Consider the following 17,017-nt stretch of genomic DNA (forward strand, 5'->3'; position numbering starts at 1 on the left):
GCCGGGCCGGCAATTTCTGTCCGGTACGGCGCGCCCGCCTTCCTTGCCCGTATTGCGACGGCGTTACGCCGACCGCGCTACACGTTCTGACCCGCCTCGGCCACCCAGCACAGCGTGTTGACCAGCGCCATCTGTTCCGGCGTCTGGCACCGTACCGACAACAGGGCGGGGCTGGCGACCAGGATCGCCAGCGCCTTGGCCCGCGACACCGCCACGTTCAGGCGGTTCCTGCTGAACAGAAACTCCATGTCGCGCGGCATGGTCTCGCCGCTGGAGGTGGCCATGGAAATGATCACCACCTGCGCTTCCTGGCCCTGGAACTTGTCGACGGTGCCTACTCGCGCACCCTCGGGCAGCGCCTGCCGCAGCGTGTTGACCTGCACGTTGTAGGGCGCCACCACCAGCACGTCGTCGGGCGTCATCGGCACCGCGCGCCCGTGCTTGTCCAGATAGCGCTGCCGCATCAGGCTGGCGTACAGCGCGGCGACTTCGCGCGCTTCCTCGTCGCTGGACTGCGCGTTGCCCTCGTGCACGACCGGCACGTACCGGATGCCGCTGGCGGCCAGCGCGTCCGGTGCGTCCGCGCCCAGCACCAGGCCCTGGCCAGCGGCCGATTCCGCGGCGCGCAGCCGGCCGTCGTAGATGGCGTCGGAAATGAAGCCGCAGATCGCCGGGTGCATGCGATAGGACGTGTCCAGGAAGATGCCCCGATCAGCCGCGATCGTGGCGTGGCCGTTCAACAGGTATTCCAGCGTGGATTCGCCCGAGCGGCCGGGATGCGTGCCCTTGGTCGGCTGGCCAAGCTGCATCTGGTCGCCCAGCAGCACGATGTTGCGCGCGCATTGGCCCAGCGCCACCAGATTCGCCAGGCTGACCTGTCCGGCCTCGTCCACGAACAGGTAATCGAACTGCTGCTGGAAGTCGGCCCGGCTGAACAGCCACGCCGTGCCCGCCACCAGTTGATGGCGCGCCAGGTCGATCCTGTCGTTGGCAAAGACGTCTTCGATGAAGTCGCCGTTGAAACAGGAGTCGTCGCCCTCCTTGCCCGACTTCTTGGCGCCGGCGAACGTCAGGCCCGCCTCGCGCGCCGCCTTCTCCAGGCCGGCCAGCAGGTTGTTGATGGCGTGATGGCTGTTGGACGTGACCGCGATGCGCTTGCCCTGGCGCAGCAGGTTCACCAGCACGCGCGAGCCGGTGTAGGTCTTGCCCGCGCCGGGCGGGCCTTGCAGGAAGAGGGTGGTCTGGTCCATGCGGCCGACGATGTCCACGACCTGATCCAGCAGCGTCGCGCCCGGGTCGGCCAGCGGGGTGCCGGGCGGTACGCCGTCAATGCGCGGCCGTTCGTGCTTGAGCAGCGCATCCACCGCGCGGAACGGCGTGCTGGCGCCATCGTCCGAGGCGAGCAGCGCGTCGCCGTAGCGGAACATGGCGTTGGCCAGTTCGTCGATGCTGACCGGCCTGCCCGGCCCGAGCGACAGGCGCTGCGGCGGCGTCGCCTTGCGCGACAGGGTGAAGGTGGCGACGCCGGCCGCAGGATCCACCGTCAGCCGGCTGATCGCCGGCCCGCCGCGCACGTCCGTACAGGGGGACCCTGTGCGCAGCTTGGTCTGCTGCGCGGGAAACCGGTAGGTGTAGCGCAGCGACTGCGCCACCGGTTCGGGCGCCACAGTGTCGTCGCGCACCAGTCCGGCCAGGCATTCGTTGTCTTCCATCAGTTCGGCATCGGTGGCCTCCATGCGGGCGAACATGGCCCACCATTCCGGCTTCTGTTCGCGGCGATGAAAATCCAGCAATTGGTAGACCAGCGCGCGATAGCGGTCGCGCGCCGACCAGTCCAGCTCGTCGGCGGGCAGGGAGCCAAGCAGCGCGGCGCGGTACGGCTCCAGGCGCAGTTCGGCTGCGGTCTTTTCGCCGACCTGGAACCGGGCGGCGTCGATCTGCTGCTGCGAGTCGCGGCGGTTCGCCCACGGCATGCCGTCAGGACGCAGCGCGCACAGCCATTCGCGCAGCTTGTACGTGGACAGCACGTCGTCGCGGTTGTAGTCTGCGATGTCCTGCAGCAATTTCGCCTCGCCGGTGCGCTTCCAGCGCTCGTAGTAGACGATGCTGGCGCCGGCGTTGGTCACGCCGCCCTCGCGCTGCGGCAGGTAGAAATGTTCGATGTTCTTGATGGAGTACCCCGGCTCGGACACGCGCACGCCTTCGCGCACGACCTGGTACAGGTCCACCAGCTTGTTCATGCGCAGCAGGTTGTCGACCTCTGCCTCGCGCGTGGCGTGCACGGACATCAGCTTCTTGATCGCCGTCGCCTCGTAGGGCGCGTAGTGATAGATGTGCGCATCGGGATGGCGGTGCAGCCGCGCCACGACGTAATCGATGAAGGCCTCGAAGGCCAGCTTCTCTTCGCCGCGGTTGTGCGCCCAGAACGGCACGAAACGCTCTTGGCCGTCGTCGATGACGTACAGTCCGAACAGGTACTCCAGCCCGCCTTCCTCCAGCGGGTCGCCTTCCATGTCGAAGAACATGTCGCCCGCGTCGGGCTGCGGCATGCGTTCAAAGCCGCGCAGCGCGGTGTCGTCCGGGTCTTTGGCGATGCGGTCCCAATGGCGGCCGCCGTCGGTCCGGGCGCGCAGCTGCAGCGCCGCCTGCGATCGCAGCTTGGAGAGGATGGCGGGCTCCAGGCGCGCCACGGCCGCATCGGGCGCCAGCGTGCCCAGTTGTTCCAGCGTGCGGATGCCCTGCGCGTTCAGCTTGCGGATCTGCTGCCGCGTGATGTTGGCGACCAGCGACAGGTGATCGTCTTCCGCGCGGCGTGCCTTGCACAGCGGATCCCAGCGGCACTGGGCGCATTTCTCACAGGGGTCGGGATACGTGGACGCAGCGTCCCGCTGATCGACGTGCGCCTCGAAGCGGCGCATGACCTGGCGGAAGTAATGGGCATAGTCGGCCACGCGCAGGGACACCTCGCGGCCGCTGCCCAGCACCACGTGCATGTGCTGCGGCGCCGCGCCCTGTTCCAGGCCCAGCAGCCATGAATAGAACGAGAGCTGGATCGCGAACTTGGCGCGCGCCGACCGCGCCAGCTTGGTGTCGCTGGCCTCGTAGCTGTAATCGCCCAGGCGTGAAGGGCGTTCGGTCTTAAGCAGGAAATCGGCATGGCCGATGTATTGGCCATGCCGAAACGCCGCCTGGTAGATGACATCTGCGCCGTCGGCCATGGCCTCGCGCGTCCGGGCCAGGCGCGCGGTCAGCCCGTCGCCCGCATCGCTGACGTCGACGATGTGCCGGCCGCTTGCGCGCAGCCGTTCAAGATACGCGCGCTCGTGGTCCAGCCCTTTCTGCTGGATAAGTTCGAGCTGCTCGTCCTCTGGCGCGGCCGGCAACGGCGATTCGAGGTTGAGCAGATCCAGCGTGGTGAGGTGCTCGCATTCCAGGAAACCGACCAGGTCGGAGGCGGAAAACAACAGGCCGTCGCCGGTTTTTTGCATGGTGCGTAAATAGGCCGGGCGCAATTTGCGGAGGCCAAGAATAGCAAAACAAGAATTTGGACATTATCCGGCCAATACCTGAGTAATCCCTTGAAATCCGTTCCGATTAATTCAACCCTGAATTGTCCGAATGCAGTTTCATAATCCAGGCTGTTTCAGTAAATGGAAGCGACATGCCTGGTTTGTTCGATACGTTTAACTGCAGCCTTGGCCGCGCCGCGGCCCATTCAAACGGCGGGCGGTTCGCATGAAACTTCGCTCCCTCGATATCCCTGATCCCCTGGTGGAAACGCTGCGCGCGGCGCGTCTGATCGTCGTCGTGACGGGATCGGGCCTGAACCCCGCCAGCCGCCTGCCACAAACCCGGGATGGCATGCGCGGCCTGTGGGCGCGCTACGATGCCGCGGCCCTGGCGACCGATGCCGGCTACCGCAACGATCCGTCGCTGGTGTGGGCCTGGCACGAGGAACGGCGGCGCCGCGCGCTGCTGGCCACGCCCAACGCGGCGCACCGCGCCATTGCGGCGCTGGCCGGTCGCGTGCCGGGCACGTTCGTGGTGACGCAGAACGGCGACACGCTACATGAGCAGGCGGGCAGCCCGCGCATCCTGCATCTGCAAGGCCGGTTCGACCAGCCGCGCTGCTCGGGCTGTGGCATGCCCCACACGCTGACCGCCCCGCCGGACAAGTCCGCGCGGCACGGCCCGTACCCCGCGCCGCCCGCCTGCCGTATCTGCGGCGAACTGGTGCGCCCGGGGCGGTTGTGGCACGGCGAGGCGCCCGCGCCCGCCGTCTGGCGGGTGGCCAAGGGGCTGGTGGCCAACGCCGATCTGATCTTGACAGCGGGCACGTCGTGCCAGACATCCGCTGCGGCCGAGCTCTGCTACGAGGCGGTCGGATGCGGCGCGCAGCTGGTGCAGATCAATCCCAACCCGACAACGCTGGATCGCGTGGCGACGCACAGCATCCGGGGCGCGGCAGAGAAAGTGCTGCCGCTGCTGCTGGCGCGCGCCTGGCCCGCCGATTGACGCCGCGGGCGGCGGACTAGAGGTAGCGGCGCGCCAGTTCGCGGGCCTCTTGGGCAAAGCGGTCGCGGATGTCTTCGGGTTCCAGCACCTCGATCGAGGACGCGTGCCCGTGCAGCAGTTGCCACAGCATGACGGACGGGCGCACGGTGGCTGTCAGCGTGAAGCCGCGCTCGTCCTCGTCGATCATCTGGTCCGCCGACAACCAGAATTCGCGCAGCGGATGACGCTGGCGCCGGCCATCGTCCAGCACCGGTTCGGCGGCGTGCAGACGGATGCGGGTTTCCTCGCCCGGATCGAAGTTCAGCGCTTCCTCGCGGCGTACGAAGTCCTGCAGGTCGAACGTGGGATCCAGGTCCGCCGCCTCGTCCAGCAGGCGGACCTCGGACAACCGGTCCATCCGGAACAGGAAGCGCCTGCCCGGCTGGCGCGCCCCCCACGCCACCATGTACAGCACGCCCGCGCGGTCGACCATCGCCAGCGGCGTCATGACGTACAGGCGGTCGGCGGGCTTCTTCTCGCCGAAGGGCGTGTTGCGGAACGACAGCTTGCGGTTGAAGTACAGCGCGCCGCTGACTTGGCGGTAGACCTCGGCAGACACCGTGGGCAACACGGTGGGATGGGTGCCGTCGATGCGCAGGATCTTGCGCGCCCAGTCGTGTGCCGGCCCGATCCCGGGCTGTGAGCGGTGCGTTTCCAGGTAGCGCCACGCGCTGTCGAAGGTGGTTTCCAGATCGTCCAGCACGACGGCCGGCAGGTGGCGGTCGGCCACCTGCTTGAGCGCGCACATCGCCATTGCCATGTTCGCGTTCATGTTCTGGATATGGAAATCGGCGCGCTGGATGGTGCGATACCAGAGCTTGCCGCGCGTGGCGCCCACGCTGCCGACGCTGTCCAGCTTGAGCAGCGTGCGGTGGATCTGCTTGTCGCCGGGCACCGGGTTCTGCAGCGCGGCCAGCCGGTCGCGGATTTCCGCCATGCCCATGCCCATCGCCATCGCATCGGTTTCTTCGTTCTGGACATACGGAAGGATGCGCAGCAGGTTGTCGACGAGCGTCTGGTTATGTCCCATGGCAGATGCAGCAAATTAACCCGTTAAATACCGCCCGCATTCTATCTGTAAAAGCGGCGCATATTGTTTTGCCGGGGTGTAGATAATGCGGGCCGCGTAGTTTGCGCGACGGCGCTGCATTATGTCGGTTGTGCCAAAAATAAAATGGACATTCGACAACCAGCCGGCCATCGGTCAATCGGCCACGATGTCGGCAAGCGGAACCGGACGGCCGAACAGCCAGCCCTGGCCCACTGCGGCCGGTTGGCGGGCGAGCAGATAGCTGGCCTGCGCCTCGGTTTCAATGCCCTCGATGATGAGGCTGATGCCCAGCTCCCGGGATATTGCGATGACGTGGTCGATGATCAGGGTGCCCGCGTCCTCGGCGCCGATCGCGCTGGTGAAGCTGCGGTCCAGCTTGATGGCGTCGGCCTGCATTTCGGCCAGATAGTTCAGGTTGGAATGCCCCGTGCCGAAATCGTCGATGAACACCTTGAAGCCCTTGCCGCGCAAGGTCTTGACCATTGCCAGCACATGGCCATCAGACAACGGCGTGCCTTCGGTGATTTCCAGCGCGACGTTGCCGGGCTTCAGACCGCGCTCGCTGACCGCGTCCAACAGGAAGTTCCGGTAACCCGCGTCTTTCAAATCGGCCGCCGACACGTTGATGCTGACGTAGAGCGCGGGATTGCCGCGCAGGCGCTCGTGCAGGTCGCGCAGCGCCTGCGAGGTCACCAGCCGGGACAGCGCGCGGCCCAGCCCCATGGCTTCGGCCAGCGGCACGAACAGCAGGGGCGACACATCGCGGCCACGGGCGCGCCACCGTGCCAGCGCCTCGAAACCCGCCAGTTGCCGGGAGGCAAGCTGGCGCAGCGGCTGGTAGTGGACCTGGATGTCGCCGCCCAGGATGGCCTTGCGCAGCTCGCTCTTGGCGCTGCCCGCGTGCATGCGCCACATGACGCAAAGACCCGCCAGAAAGGCAAGGGCCAGGGCGCCGACCACGGACAGCACCATCGCCGGAAGCTGGAACCAGGCGTCGGACCGCAGCCGCGACACGACGCAGATGTCGGGGCCGCCGTCCGGCGCGCACAGCGAGGCGCGCCGTTCAGGCGCGAAACCCTGGTCGTCCACGTTCTCGCGCGGCATGTCCAGGTCGTGCGCGCGGCCGAAGCGCCGGTACACATGGTCGCCGTCACGCGTCACGATCTTGGCGTCGATGCCGGAACCCGGTTCCGGAAAGCCGTCGAACGCGCCCGGGGCGGTGAACACGATGATGTCGCGCATCGCCGCCATGTCGCCGATGATGCGGCGGTCGACGATATTGGCGGCGCCCACCCAGAGCTGCAGCCCGCTGGCCAACGTGAAGGCCGGCGGTGGCAGGGTCAGCGGATCGGGCAGCTTGCCCCACGCCGCGGAACAGCGCAGCATGCCGCCCAGCGTGCGGCCGATGTCGCGGATATAGGTGGAGTTGAAGAGCAGCACGCGCAGGGTCGCCACATCGGCTTCGGAACACAGCGGGCCGCCCTGTGTGGCCGCAGCCATCAGGCGATGGCTTTCCTGCGCCACCCGCAGCGCGTGCGCAAGCAGCCGGGCGTTATGCCCGGCTAGTTTGTCGTCGGCCTGGTTCAGTTCGATCTGGCGTCCAGCCAGCACCCCCGCGAGGAATCCAAGCGCCGACAACAACAACACGAAAGCCGCGATTCTGGAACGTGACATGGGGGACCGGTGCACATGGGCGGCGCGTGGCATGCAATTCTGCGCGTAAGGCAATGTAACCGAACTTCCCGCAGCCTAAACGGCAAATTCGCCCCTCCTGACCCGCTAATTGTGGCTTTCGGAAATAGGCACGTTGCTAGGAAAACCGGTGGGCAGTCCGCGCCAAAGTGCCTCTGAATCACCGGATCTACGGGGAAACCCGATATAAAACTTTGCGCGACGCCCATGATCCCGCGTTATGCACAGGGCCGGATGCGATGGCGCGGCTTATCGGGATTTTCCATTCAGATCAGTGGGTTGCATGCCGGGACGAGGCCAATGCAACGCGGCGCCAGACAGCCAGACCGCGGTTTCCGATCCGCCTGAGCGCGGGCATGCTTGCGCCTTCGGCCTTGAACGCGCCTCCGCGTGGCGGCCCCTTCGCAAGATTCTGGAGATCTCCGTGACCCCCTCTTCCCCGTCCCGCAAAATGGGCCTGGCCGTCGCCCAGATGGGCGCCGTCAATCTGGCCGACACCCGCGCGGTGGTCGTGCGCCGCCTTGTCGAGATGATGCGCGAAGCCGCCGCCCGCCAGGCCGAGTTCGTCGTGTTTCCCGAACTGGCGCTGACGACGTTCTTCCCGCGCTACTGGATGGACGACGCCGAAGCGGTGGAGCGCTATTTCGAAAAGACCATGCCCAACGCCGACGTGCAGCCGCTGTTCGACACGGCGCGCGAGCTGGGCATCGGCTTTTACCTGGGCTATGCCGAACTGACGCCGGAAGGCCGCCAGTTCAACACGGCCATCCTGGTGGACCGCAGCGCCAAGATCATCGGCAAGTACCGCAAGATCCACTTGCCGGGCCACTCGGACCACAAGGTCGACGCCCCCTTCCAGCATCTGGAAAAGAAGTTCTTCGAAGTCGGCGACCTGGGCTTTGGCGTGTGGGAGACCAACGACGTCAAGATCGGCATGTGCCTGTGCAATGACCGCCGCTGGCCCGAGACCTACCGCGTCATGTCGCTGCAAAGCGCCGAGCTGATCGTGCTGGGCTACAACACGCCGTCACTGAACATCCACTGGAACGAGCCCGCGCACCTGCGCACCACCACGCACGAGATCGTGCTGCAGGCCAGCGCCTACCAGAACGCGGTGTGGATCGGCGCGGCCGCCAAGTGCGGGCACGAGGACGGCCATCACATGATCGGCAGCTCGATGATCGTCGCGCCGTCCGGCGAGATCGTGGCCCGCGCCCGCGGCGAGGAAGACGAAGTCATCACCGCGCGCATCGATCTGGGGATGGGCCAGACCTTCCGCGACCACGTGTTCAACTTCGCCAAGCATCGCAGCCCGCATCACTACAAGCTCATCGTCGAGCGCACCGGCGCGGGCGATCCGCTGCCCCGGCCCGACGTGGATTGACGCCGTTCGCCTGCGGTAAGCGACCCATTGCCCGCGTCATCGCGGGCAATTTTCTTTTGGCGGCCGCGCCCCGCACGCTGCTAGACTGCCCGAGGCCCCTTGATTGACCGACCACGCAGGCAACGATCCGATGCGCTTAATCGACACCGAACAGACCCGCAACGCCCTGTCCTTCGACACCGTCATCCCCGCCCTGCGGGACGCCTTCCGCGAAGACGCCACGGTGCCCGCCCGCCACGTGCACGCCATCCAGTCCGGCAACGCGCACGGCACGTCGCTCATCATGCCGGCGTGGAGTGACCGCGGGTATTTTGGCGTGAAGATCATCAACATCTTTCCCGAGAACACCCATCAGGGCCTGCCGGGCCTGCACGCCACGTACAACCTGTACAGCGCCACCACGGGCGTGCCGGTTGCGCAGGTCGACGGCGATATCGTCACCGTGTACCGTACCGCGGGCGCGGCGGCGCTGGGCGCGGACTACCTGGCGCGCGCCGATGCCCGCACGCTGCTGATCGTGGGATCCGGCCGCATTGCCGGCCTGGTGGCGCAGGCCATGCGCACGGTGCGCCCGATCCAGCGCGTTCTGGTGTGGAATGTGCGGCCGGCCGGCGCGGAGACGCTGGCGGCCAGCTTGCGCGAGCAGGGCTTCGATGCGCAGGCGGTCACTGACTTGCAAACGGCCGCCGGACAGGCCGACATCGTCAGCTGCGCCACGCTGTCCACCGAACCGCTTATCCATGGCGCGTGGCTGCGCCCCGGCACGCATCTGGACCTGATCGGCAGCTTCAAGCCGGAAATGCGCGAGACCGATCCCGCGTGCTTTGACGGCACCACCGTCTATGTCGATACCGACGAGGCGCCGACCAAGTCCGGCGACCTGCTGTCGGCATTCGACGCCGGCGTGCTGACGCGCGAAGGCATCAAAGGCAACCTGCACCAGCTCGCCAAAGGCGAGGCCCCCGGACGGCGCAACGATCAGGAGATCACGGTGTTCAAGGCGGTGGGCAGCGCGCTCGAAGACCTCACGCTGGCGACGCTGGTGTATGAATCCGTGAAGGAATGAGGGCAGATGGTGCTTTACCCATAACGCAAAGGAGACAACGCATGACGCAGGCACGTTCCATCCAATTGACCGAGTTCGGCGGCCCGGAAGTCATGCGGCTTGTCGACGCCGACCTGCCGCCCCCGGGGCCGGACGAAGCGCAGCTGCGCCAGACGGCCATCGGGTTCAACTACATCGACATCTATCAGCGCGCGGGCAAGTATCCGCTGCCCACGCCGACAGGCCTGGGGCATGAAGCAGCCGGCGTGATTGAGGCGGTGGGCGCAGGTGTGACGGACCTGCGCGTGGGCGACCATGTCGTCTACATGAACGCCGGCGTGGGCGCCTACGCCGACCGGCGCAACGTGCCGGCCGCCAAACTGGTGAAGATCCCGGCGGGCATCTCCGACGAAGACGCCGCCGCCGTGTTCTTCAAGGCCATGACGGCGCAATACCTGGTCAAGAAAACCCATGCGGTCCAACCCGGCGACATTGTGCTGGTGCACGCCGCCGCGGGCGGGGTCGGACAGATTTTGAGCGGCTGGGCCCATGCGCTGGGCGCCAGGGTCATCGGCACGGCGGGCTCGGCCGCCAAGTGCGAGGCCGCGCGGGCGGCCGGTTGCGATGTGGCCATCGACTACACGCAGGAAGACTGGGTCCAGCAGGTGATCGCGGCCACGGGCGGCAAGAAGGCGCGCGTCGTCTACGACTCCGTGGCCCGGCACACGTTCATGGGATCGCTGGACTGCGCCGCGCCATTCGGCATGGTGGTGCTGTTCGGCGCGGCGTCCGGCCCGGCCCCGGCCATCGATCCGGAACTGCTGAACAAGAAGGGGTGCCTGTTCCTGACGCGTCCGTCCGTGTTTCCGCACAACGCGGACACGCAGACGTTCCGCGCCAATGCGGCGGATGTCTTCGACGCCATGCAAAGTGGCGCGGTCCGCGCGGCCATCGGGGCGCGCTATCCCCTGGCGCAGATCCAGGACGCGCATCGCGCCGCTGAAAGCCGCGCGGTCACTGGCGCCATCGTCATCACGCCCTGATCGACGACGCGGGGGCCGGCGCCACGCAAAGTCAGGCCCCTGCCAGCTCCATCGGCAGATGCTCGCGCATGATCTCGATGAAGCGCCGCAGGCGCGCCGGCTGAAAGCGCGACGGCGCATAGACCAGGAAGACGGGCAGGGCGTCCGCACGCCACTGCGGCGCCAGGTGCACCAGGCGGCCGGCGGCCAGATCGGCCTGCATGGCCCACGCCGATCCCAGCGCCACGCCCAGCCCCTGGATGGCCGCGTTGCGCAGCGCGTGCAGGCCGTCGGTGGACAGGCGCGGCTGAATGTCGAAAGACTGTCTGTCGCCGCTGCCGCAGTGCGTGAGGGTCACCTCGGTGCGATAGAAGGTGCGCAACGCCAGCCATGGCAGGCGCGCCAGATCCGACGGATCCTGCGGAACCGGCCCGCCCGCAAGCAGGTCCGGTGACGCCACGACAATGCGCGGCACCTCGCCCAGCTTCACCGCAATCACCGACGGATCGGTCACCGCCCCGACGCGGATCGCACAATCCACGTTCTCGGCGATCAGGTCCGGCATGCGGTCATGCAGCAGCCACTCCACCCGCATCTTCGGATAACGCTTCAGATACTTCGCCAGCGGCTCGATGAACTGATCCTGGCCGAAGACGTGCGGCGCCACCACGCGCAGCATTCCGGCCGGGTCGTCGTCCGCGCCGCGCACCTCGCTCTCGAACGACTGCCAACTGGCCAGCAGCTCCTTGCCGCGCTCGTAGCAGCGCTGGCCGTCTTCGGTCAGGCGGATGGCGTGGGTGGAGCGCTTCAACAGGCGCACGCCCATGGTGCGTTCCAGCAGTTGCAGGCGGCGGCTGACGGTAGGCTGAGTGCCGCCCATCTGGGCGGCGGCGGCGGACAGGCTGCCGGCCTCGACGATGCGCACGAAGGTTTCGATCAGCAGCATGCGGTCGGTGCCGGCTGCGGCGGGGAGGGCGGAGGCGGTCATACGCCTATCGTATAACGCCTGTACCCGAAGGTCGGCTACCAAAGCCCCGGCGGCAAGCCCAGAATCTGCCCCGTACCCAAAGCCACCGGACACCACCATGTCATCCCCCACTTCCCACCCCTCCCTATCGCGCGGCCTGGTCTTCCTGCTGGCCGTGGGCGCCGGCCTGGGCGTCGCCTCCCTTTACTACAGCCAGCCGATGCTTGGCGTGCTGGGCGCGGACATCCACGCCAGCGCAGAAACGCTGGGCTGGATTCCGACGCTGACGCAGCTGGGCTACGCCTTCGGCATCCTGATGCTGGCGCCGCTGGGCGACCGCTATGACCGCAAACGCATCATCCTGATCAAGGCCGCCGTGCTGAGCCTGGCGCTGCTGCTGGCCGGCGCGTCGCCGACGATCGGTCTGCTGCTGGCCGCCAGCTTCGCCATCGGCCTGTCCGCCACGCTGGCGCAGGACATCGTCCCGGCCGCCGCGCATCTGGCCCCGGCCGACCAGCGCGGCAAGATCGTCGGCACCGTCATGACGGGCCTGTTGCTGGGCATCCTGCTGTCGCGGGTGGTCAGCGGCTTCGTAGCGGAGCAGTTCGGCTGGCGCATGATGTTCGCGGCCGCCGCCGTCAGCATCGTGGCGCTGGGCGCGGCCCTATGGCGCGGCCTGCCGCGGTTCGAGCCGTCGACGCGGCTGGCCTACAGTGCGCTGCTGGGTTCGCTGCTGACGCTGTGGCGCCAGCACCCCGGCCTGCGCCGCGCCGCCACCGCGCAGGGTCTGCTGTCCTTGGGCTTCAGCGCCTTCTGGTCGACGCTGGCCGTGATGCTGCACGACGCGCCGTTTCACCTGGGCGCGGGCGCTGCCGGCGCGTTCGGTCTTGCCGGCGCCGCGGGCGCCCTGGCCGCGCCGCTGGCTGGCCGCGTGGCCGACACGCGGGGTCCGCTGGCGGTCGCCAGCCTGGGCGCCGGCCTGACCATGGTGTCGTTTGCCGCGATGATCTTCCTGCCCTTCCTGCCCACGCATGCCGCGCTGTGGCTGATCGGCGGCGCTGCGGTCGGCTTCGACCTGGGCATCCAGACCTCGCTGATCGCGCATCAAAGCATCGTCTACGGCATCGACCCTGCAGCCCGCAGCCGTTTGAACGCCATCCTGATGACGGGCGTCTTCATCGGCATGGCCGCCGGTGGCGCGCTGGGCAGCCTGGCGCTGGCCCACTGGGGCTGGACCGGCGTGACGCTGACCGCAGCCGGCGCCGCGGCCGCCGCCCTGGCCCTGCGCCTGTGGCCCGCCAGCAACCGCAACGGCGAGGCCAGCCGCTACGCGGCGTGAGGATCGGGCCGGCGCTTTGCGCGCCGGCCCTTGCCGCTACACCAGCACCGACACCGTCTGCGTGTTGGTGTATTCCAGCAGTCCGTCCAGCGCGTTTTCCACCCCCACGCCCGACTGCTTGTGCCCGCCAAAGGGCACGTCGGGCGACATGACGTGGATGTGGTTGATCCACACGGTGCCGGTCTCCAGCCGCCGCGCAATCGATTGCGCCAGGGCCACATCCTTGGACCACACCGAACCGCCCAATCCGTACTCGGTGTCGTTGGCCCGCCGGATCACCTCATCGATCTCGCGGTACTTCAAGAGCGGCAGCACCGGCCCGAAGGCCTCTTCGACCACGCTGCGCGCATCGTCGGGCGGATTGTCCAGGATGGTGACCGGCACGAAGTAGCCCTTGCCCTCCGGCACCTCACCTCCCGTCAGAAAGCGCACGCCGGTCCGGTGCGCGTCGGCGATCAGGTCCTTCACGCGTTCGAACTGCGCGCGGTTCTGGATGGGGCCGAGTCCGGTGCCGGGCTGCGAACCGTCACCCACGATGACGTTGGCCGCCTCGCCCGCCAGCGCGTCGGCAAACGCGTCATAGATGGACTCGTGCACGTACAACCGCTTGGTCGCCAGGCAATACTGCGACGAATTGCGGAACGCGCCCCAGAACAGCTTGGCCGCCGTTTCCTTGACGTCGACATCGGGCAGCACAATGGCCGCGTCGTTGCCGCCCAGCTCCAGCGTCACCCGCTTGAGCCGGCTTGACGCGCTTTGCATGACGCGGCGGCCGGTCACGGTGGAGCCGGTGAAGGCGATCTTGTCGATGCCGGGATGCTCGGTCAGCCACGGCCCAAGACGGTCGCCGCCGCTGACCACGTTCAGCACGCCGGGCGGCAGCAGGCCGCGAAACAGTTCGCCCATCTTCAATGAGGTCAGCGGCGTGTACGGCGAGGGCTTGAGCACCACCGTGTTGCCGGCCAGCAGCGCGGGCGCGATCTTCCAGATGGCCAGCGTCATCGGGAAATTCCACGGCGCAATGGCGGCGACCACGCCGATGGGCACGCGACGCGTTTCGAACCGATGGCCCGCGCCGCTGTCGTGATGCGCCACCGGCAGATCGCGCGCGGCAAAGGCGCGCAGCCAGGCAACGCAGCGGCCCACTTCTGCGCGCGCGTCCGCGTGCGGCTTGCCTTGCTCGCGCGTCAACAGGCGCATGAAGCCGTCGGCGTGCTGTTCAAGTTCATCGGCCATCTTGCGCAGCGCCGCCTGGCGCTCGCCGATAGGGCGGTCGCGCCAGGGGCCGAACGCCGCGCGGGCCGCCGCGATGGTGGCGTTCAACTGGTCCAGCGACGCATCGGGCACGGCCGCGATGCGCTCCTCGGTGGCGGGGTTGAGTACGTCGAAGGTCTGCGGCGACGTCTCCGCGCGGCCGTCCACCGTCATCGTGTAATCGGAATCCAGATTGATGCTCATGGTTGTGTTGCCTGTTCAAGAGAGACCGGGGATGCTTCAGGAACCGTGCCGTCAGCGGGCGTGAGCAGCAGCCGTCCCACCACGCGGCCGGCGGCCAGATCCGCCAGCGCGGACTGCGCGTTATCCAGGCAGCGGCACGCGGTCGGAATGGCGATGGGCTTGCGTTCGCGAACCAGCGCCATCAACGCGCGCAGTTCGTCCAGGTTGCCGATGTACGAACCCTCGATGCTGATGGCGCGCATGGGCACCAGCGCGGGCGACAGCGACAGCTCGCCGCCAAAGAGGCCCACCAGGATGAGCTGGCCGCCCTTGGTCAGCAGCTCCAGGCCCAGCTGCACGGTGCTGGCCGCGCCCACGCAGTCGATCACGGCCCACACCGCGCCCGCCGCCTGCCGAACCTGCGCGGCGGCATCGGCTGCGCCGGGGTCGATGACCGCATGCGCGCCCGCGGCCAGCGCCGCGCCCCGGCGCGCGCCGTCCGGCTCCACCACGACGACGTGGCCGCATCCCATCGCGCGCAGCAGCGTGACGCCCATCAGCCCCAGCCCGCCCGCGCCGATCACCACCACCGACTCCTCGGCCAGCACGTCCTCGGGAATCTTGCGGATGGCGCTGTAGGTGGTCAGGCCCGAGCACGCGTAGGGCGCGGCCTGCTCGGGCCGCAGTTCGCCGATATCGACCAGGTAGCGCGCGTGCGGGGCCACGATGTGATCGCTGTAGCCGCCGGGGCGGAAGATGCCCAGAAAGCGCGGCGACGCGCACAGGTTCTCGCGGCCGCGTCTGCACACCTTGCAGTCGCCGCAGCCGATCCAGGGATAGACGAGGTAACGCTGCCCCGGCTGCACGTCCCCCGGCACGTCCGGTCCGGTGGCAACGACTTCGCCCACGGTCTCGTGGCCCAGCGTCAGCGGCAGCGTCACGCCGCGCTGCTGCATGCTCAGGCGCTTGCTGCCGCCCAGGTCGTACGAGCCTTCCCAGGTGTGGATGTCGGTGTGGCAGACGCCCGCGGCCAGCACGCGCAGCAGCACCTCGCTGCCCTGCGGCGCGGGTGTCGCGCGTTCGGCGCGCGTCAGCGGTTCGCCAAACGCTGTGACCTGATAGCTGATCATTCCGCGCCTCCGGACTTGGCGAGCGCGCAGCCGCCCTTGTCCAGCGGACGGAACGCCACGTTGCCGGGAATCACCGCAACCTGCTTGTACAGGTCCCACTCGCTCTTGGAGTCCGCCGGCTTCTTCACTTCAAACAGGTACATGTCGCGCACCACGCGGCCGTCCACGCGCAGCTTGCCGTCCTTCGTCATGAAGTCGTTGATCGGCATCTCGCGCATCTTCGCCATGACGGCGTCGGCGTCCTTGGTGCCCGCGGCCTTGACCGCGTTCAGGTAGTGCGTGACGGCGCCATACGTGCCCGCCTGCGTCATGGTGGGCTTGCGGCCAACCTTGTCCTGAAAGCGCTGCGACCATGCGCGCGTGGCGTCGTTCTGATCCCAGTAGAAGGCTTCGGTCAGCAGCAGCCCCTGGCCCAGCGGCAGGCCGATGGATTTGACGTCGGACAGGAACGCCAGCAGCGCCACCAGCCGCTGCGAGCTGCCCGGCCGGCCGATGCCGAAGTCCGCGGCCTGCTTGATCGCGCTGATGACGTCGTTGCCGCCCAGCGCCAGGCCGATGATGCCGGCCTTGGAGCTTTGCGCCTGCAGCAGGTACGAGCTGAAGTCGGGCGTGTTCAGCGGCGAGCGCACCGCGCCCAGCACCTTGCCGCCGTTGCGTTCGATCACCGCCGACGCGTCGCCCTGCAACGCGTAGCCGAACGAATAGTCCGCCGTCATGAAGAACCAGTTCTTGCCGCCCTGTTCCGTGACGGCCGCACCGGTGCCGTTGGCCAGGGCGTAGGTGTCGTAGGTCCAGTGCACCGTGTAGGGCGAACACGCCTTGCCCGTCAGTTCGGACGTGGACGCGCTGGTCACCATGACGACGCGTTTCTTTTCGCGGCCCAGTTCGCTGATCGCCAGCGCCAGCGCGGACGTCGGCAGGTCGGTGATCATGTCCACCCCGTCCTGGTCGAACCACCGGCGCGCGGCGGCGCTTGCCACGTCCACCTTGTTCTGCCCGTCGGTAAAGACCAGCTCGATCGGCTTGCCCAGCACCGAGCCGCCAAAGTCCTGCACCGCCATGCGCGCGGCCTCGACCAGCCCCTTGCCGCCGATGTCCGAGTACGCCGAACTCATGTCGGCCATGATGCCAATCTTCACGGGGGCCGCCGCGTTCTGCGCGTGCGCGCCGCTTGCGGCCAGGATCGCGCCCGCCAGCGCGAGCGTCAGTTTGGGGATTGCCATGGACTTGTCTCCGTTATCGGTTTACGCCGTCTTTGCGGCGGTGTGCGTATTGCTCCGGGGAGCGTCCTTTTGTATCGTAGGCACGCGATTTCGCCGTCGTCCAAAGCGACGATTTTTCGCGCGCATCGCGGGTTTTCCCGCAACGATCCCGCAAACCGCAGTCCTCGAACAGG

Annotated in this window: 12 protein-coding genes; 5 read left to right on the forward strand and 7 right to left on the reverse strand. The window is 67.8% G+C overall.

Going from position 1 to position 17,017, the window contains the following annotated elements; all coding sequences use genetic code 11:
- Positions 1-77: 77 nt before the first annotated feature.
- Positions 78-3,488, reverse strand: a complete 3,411-nt coding sequence (locus KW836_RS02005) for a TM0106 family RecB-like putative nuclease (protein ID WP_218342307.1) — start codon at positions 3,486-3,488, stop codon at positions 78-80.
- Positions 3,489-3,735: 247 nt separating this feature from the next.
- Here KW836_RS02005 and KW836_RS02010 point away from each other — a divergent pair, with 247 nt between their 5' ends.
- Positions 3,736-4,515 (forward strand): Sir2 family NAD-dependent protein deacetylase, encoded by a 780-nt coding sequence (locus tag KW836_RS02010; RefSeq protein ID WP_175123781.1) that lies wholly within the window; start codon positions 3,736-3,738, stop codon positions 4,513-4,515.
- 16 nt (positions 4,516-4,531) lie between these two features.
- On the opposite strand, the gene KW836_RS02015 is transcribed toward KW836_RS02010, so the two are convergent.
- Together KW836_RS02015 and KW836_RS02020 are read right to left on the reverse strand one after the other, a co-directional pair.
- Entirely contained in the window at positions 4,532-5,584 is a 1,053-nt protein-coding gene (locus KW836_RS02015; RefSeq protein WP_218342308.1) for a YafY family protein, read from the reverse strand.
- Between the two features lie 174 nt (positions 5,585-5,758).
- Entirely contained in the window at positions 5,759-7,279 is a 1,521-nt protein-coding gene (locus tag KW836_RS02020; RefSeq protein WP_239215271.1) for an EAL domain-containing protein, read from the reverse strand.
- 469 nt (positions 7,280-7,748) lie between these two features.
- Between KW836_RS02020 and KW836_RS02025 the strand changes: the two genes are divergently transcribed.
- From KW836_RS02025 to KW836_RS02035, 3 genes are all read left to right on the forward strand, one after another.
- Complete coding sequence (locus KW836_RS02025; RefSeq protein ID WP_218343243.1) at positions 7,749-8,681, forward strand: N-carbamoyl-D-amino-acid hydrolase; 933 nt, start codon at positions 7,749-7,751, stop codon at positions 8,679-8,681.
- A gap of 130 nt (positions 8,682-8,811) precedes the next feature.
- Complete coding sequence (locus KW836_RS02030) at positions 8,812-9,747, forward strand: ornithine cyclodeaminase family protein (RefSeq protein ID WP_218342309.1); 936 nt, start codon at positions 8,812-8,814, stop codon at positions 9,745-9,747.
- A 41-nt stretch (positions 9,748-9,788) separates the two neighbouring features.
- Entirely contained in the window at positions 9,789-10,769 is a 981-nt protein-coding gene (locus tag KW836_RS02035) for a quinone oxidoreductase (protein ID WP_218342310.1), read from the forward strand.
- A gap of 31 nt (positions 10,770-10,800) precedes the next feature.
- Here the strand turns inward: KW836_RS02035 and KW836_RS02040 are convergent, their stop codons facing one another.
- Positions 10,801-11,736 (reverse strand): LysR family transcriptional regulator, encoded by a 936-nt coding sequence (locus KW836_RS02040; RefSeq protein WP_218342311.1) that lies wholly within the window; start codon positions 11,734-11,736, stop codon positions 10,801-10,803.
- Between the two features lie 97 nt (positions 11,737-11,833).
- Here KW836_RS02040 and KW836_RS02045 point away from each other — a divergent pair, with 97 nt between their 5' ends.
- The gene (locus KW836_RS02045; protein WP_175137131.1) at positions 11,834-13,054 is read left to right on the forward strand and encodes an MFS transporter; all 1,221 of its coding nucleotides are present in this window, start codon (positions 11,834-11,836) and stop codon (positions 13,052-13,054) included.
- A gap of 36 nt (positions 13,055-13,090) precedes the next feature.
- Here KW836_RS02045 and KW836_RS02050 read toward each other — a convergent pair whose 3' ends face one another.
- Genes KW836_RS02050 through KW836_RS02060 form a run of 3 tightly spaced genes read right to left on the reverse strand, consistent with a single transcriptional unit; the run spans position 13,091 to position 16,844 of the window.
- Positions 13,091-14,512, reverse strand: coding sequence for an aldehyde dehydrogenase family protein (locus KW836_RS02050; protein ID WP_218342312.1), 1,422 nt, complete (start codon positions 14,510-14,512; stop codon positions 13,091-13,093).
- Positions 14,509-15,621, reverse strand: a complete 1,113-nt coding sequence (locus tag KW836_RS02055; protein WP_218342313.1) for an alcohol dehydrogenase — start codon at positions 15,619-15,621, stop codon at positions 14,509-14,511. The genes KW836_RS02050 and KW836_RS02055 overlap by 4 nt, the downstream gene beginning before the upstream one ends.
- Positions 15,618-16,844, reverse strand: coding sequence for an ABC transporter substrate-binding protein (locus KW836_RS02060; RefSeq protein WP_175185624.1), 1,227 nt, complete (start codon positions 16,842-16,844; stop codon positions 15,618-15,620). Before KW836_RS02060 ends, KW836_RS02055 begins: the two co-directional genes overlap by 4 nt.
- Between the last annotated feature and the right edge of the window lie 173 nt (positions 16,845-17,017).

Origin of the sequence: Achromobacter sp. ACM05 (assembly GCF_019218915.1) — a bacterium.
GTDB lineage: Bacteria > Pseudomonadota > Gammaproteobacteria > Burkholderiales > Burkholderiaceae_B > Achromobacter > Achromobacter animicus.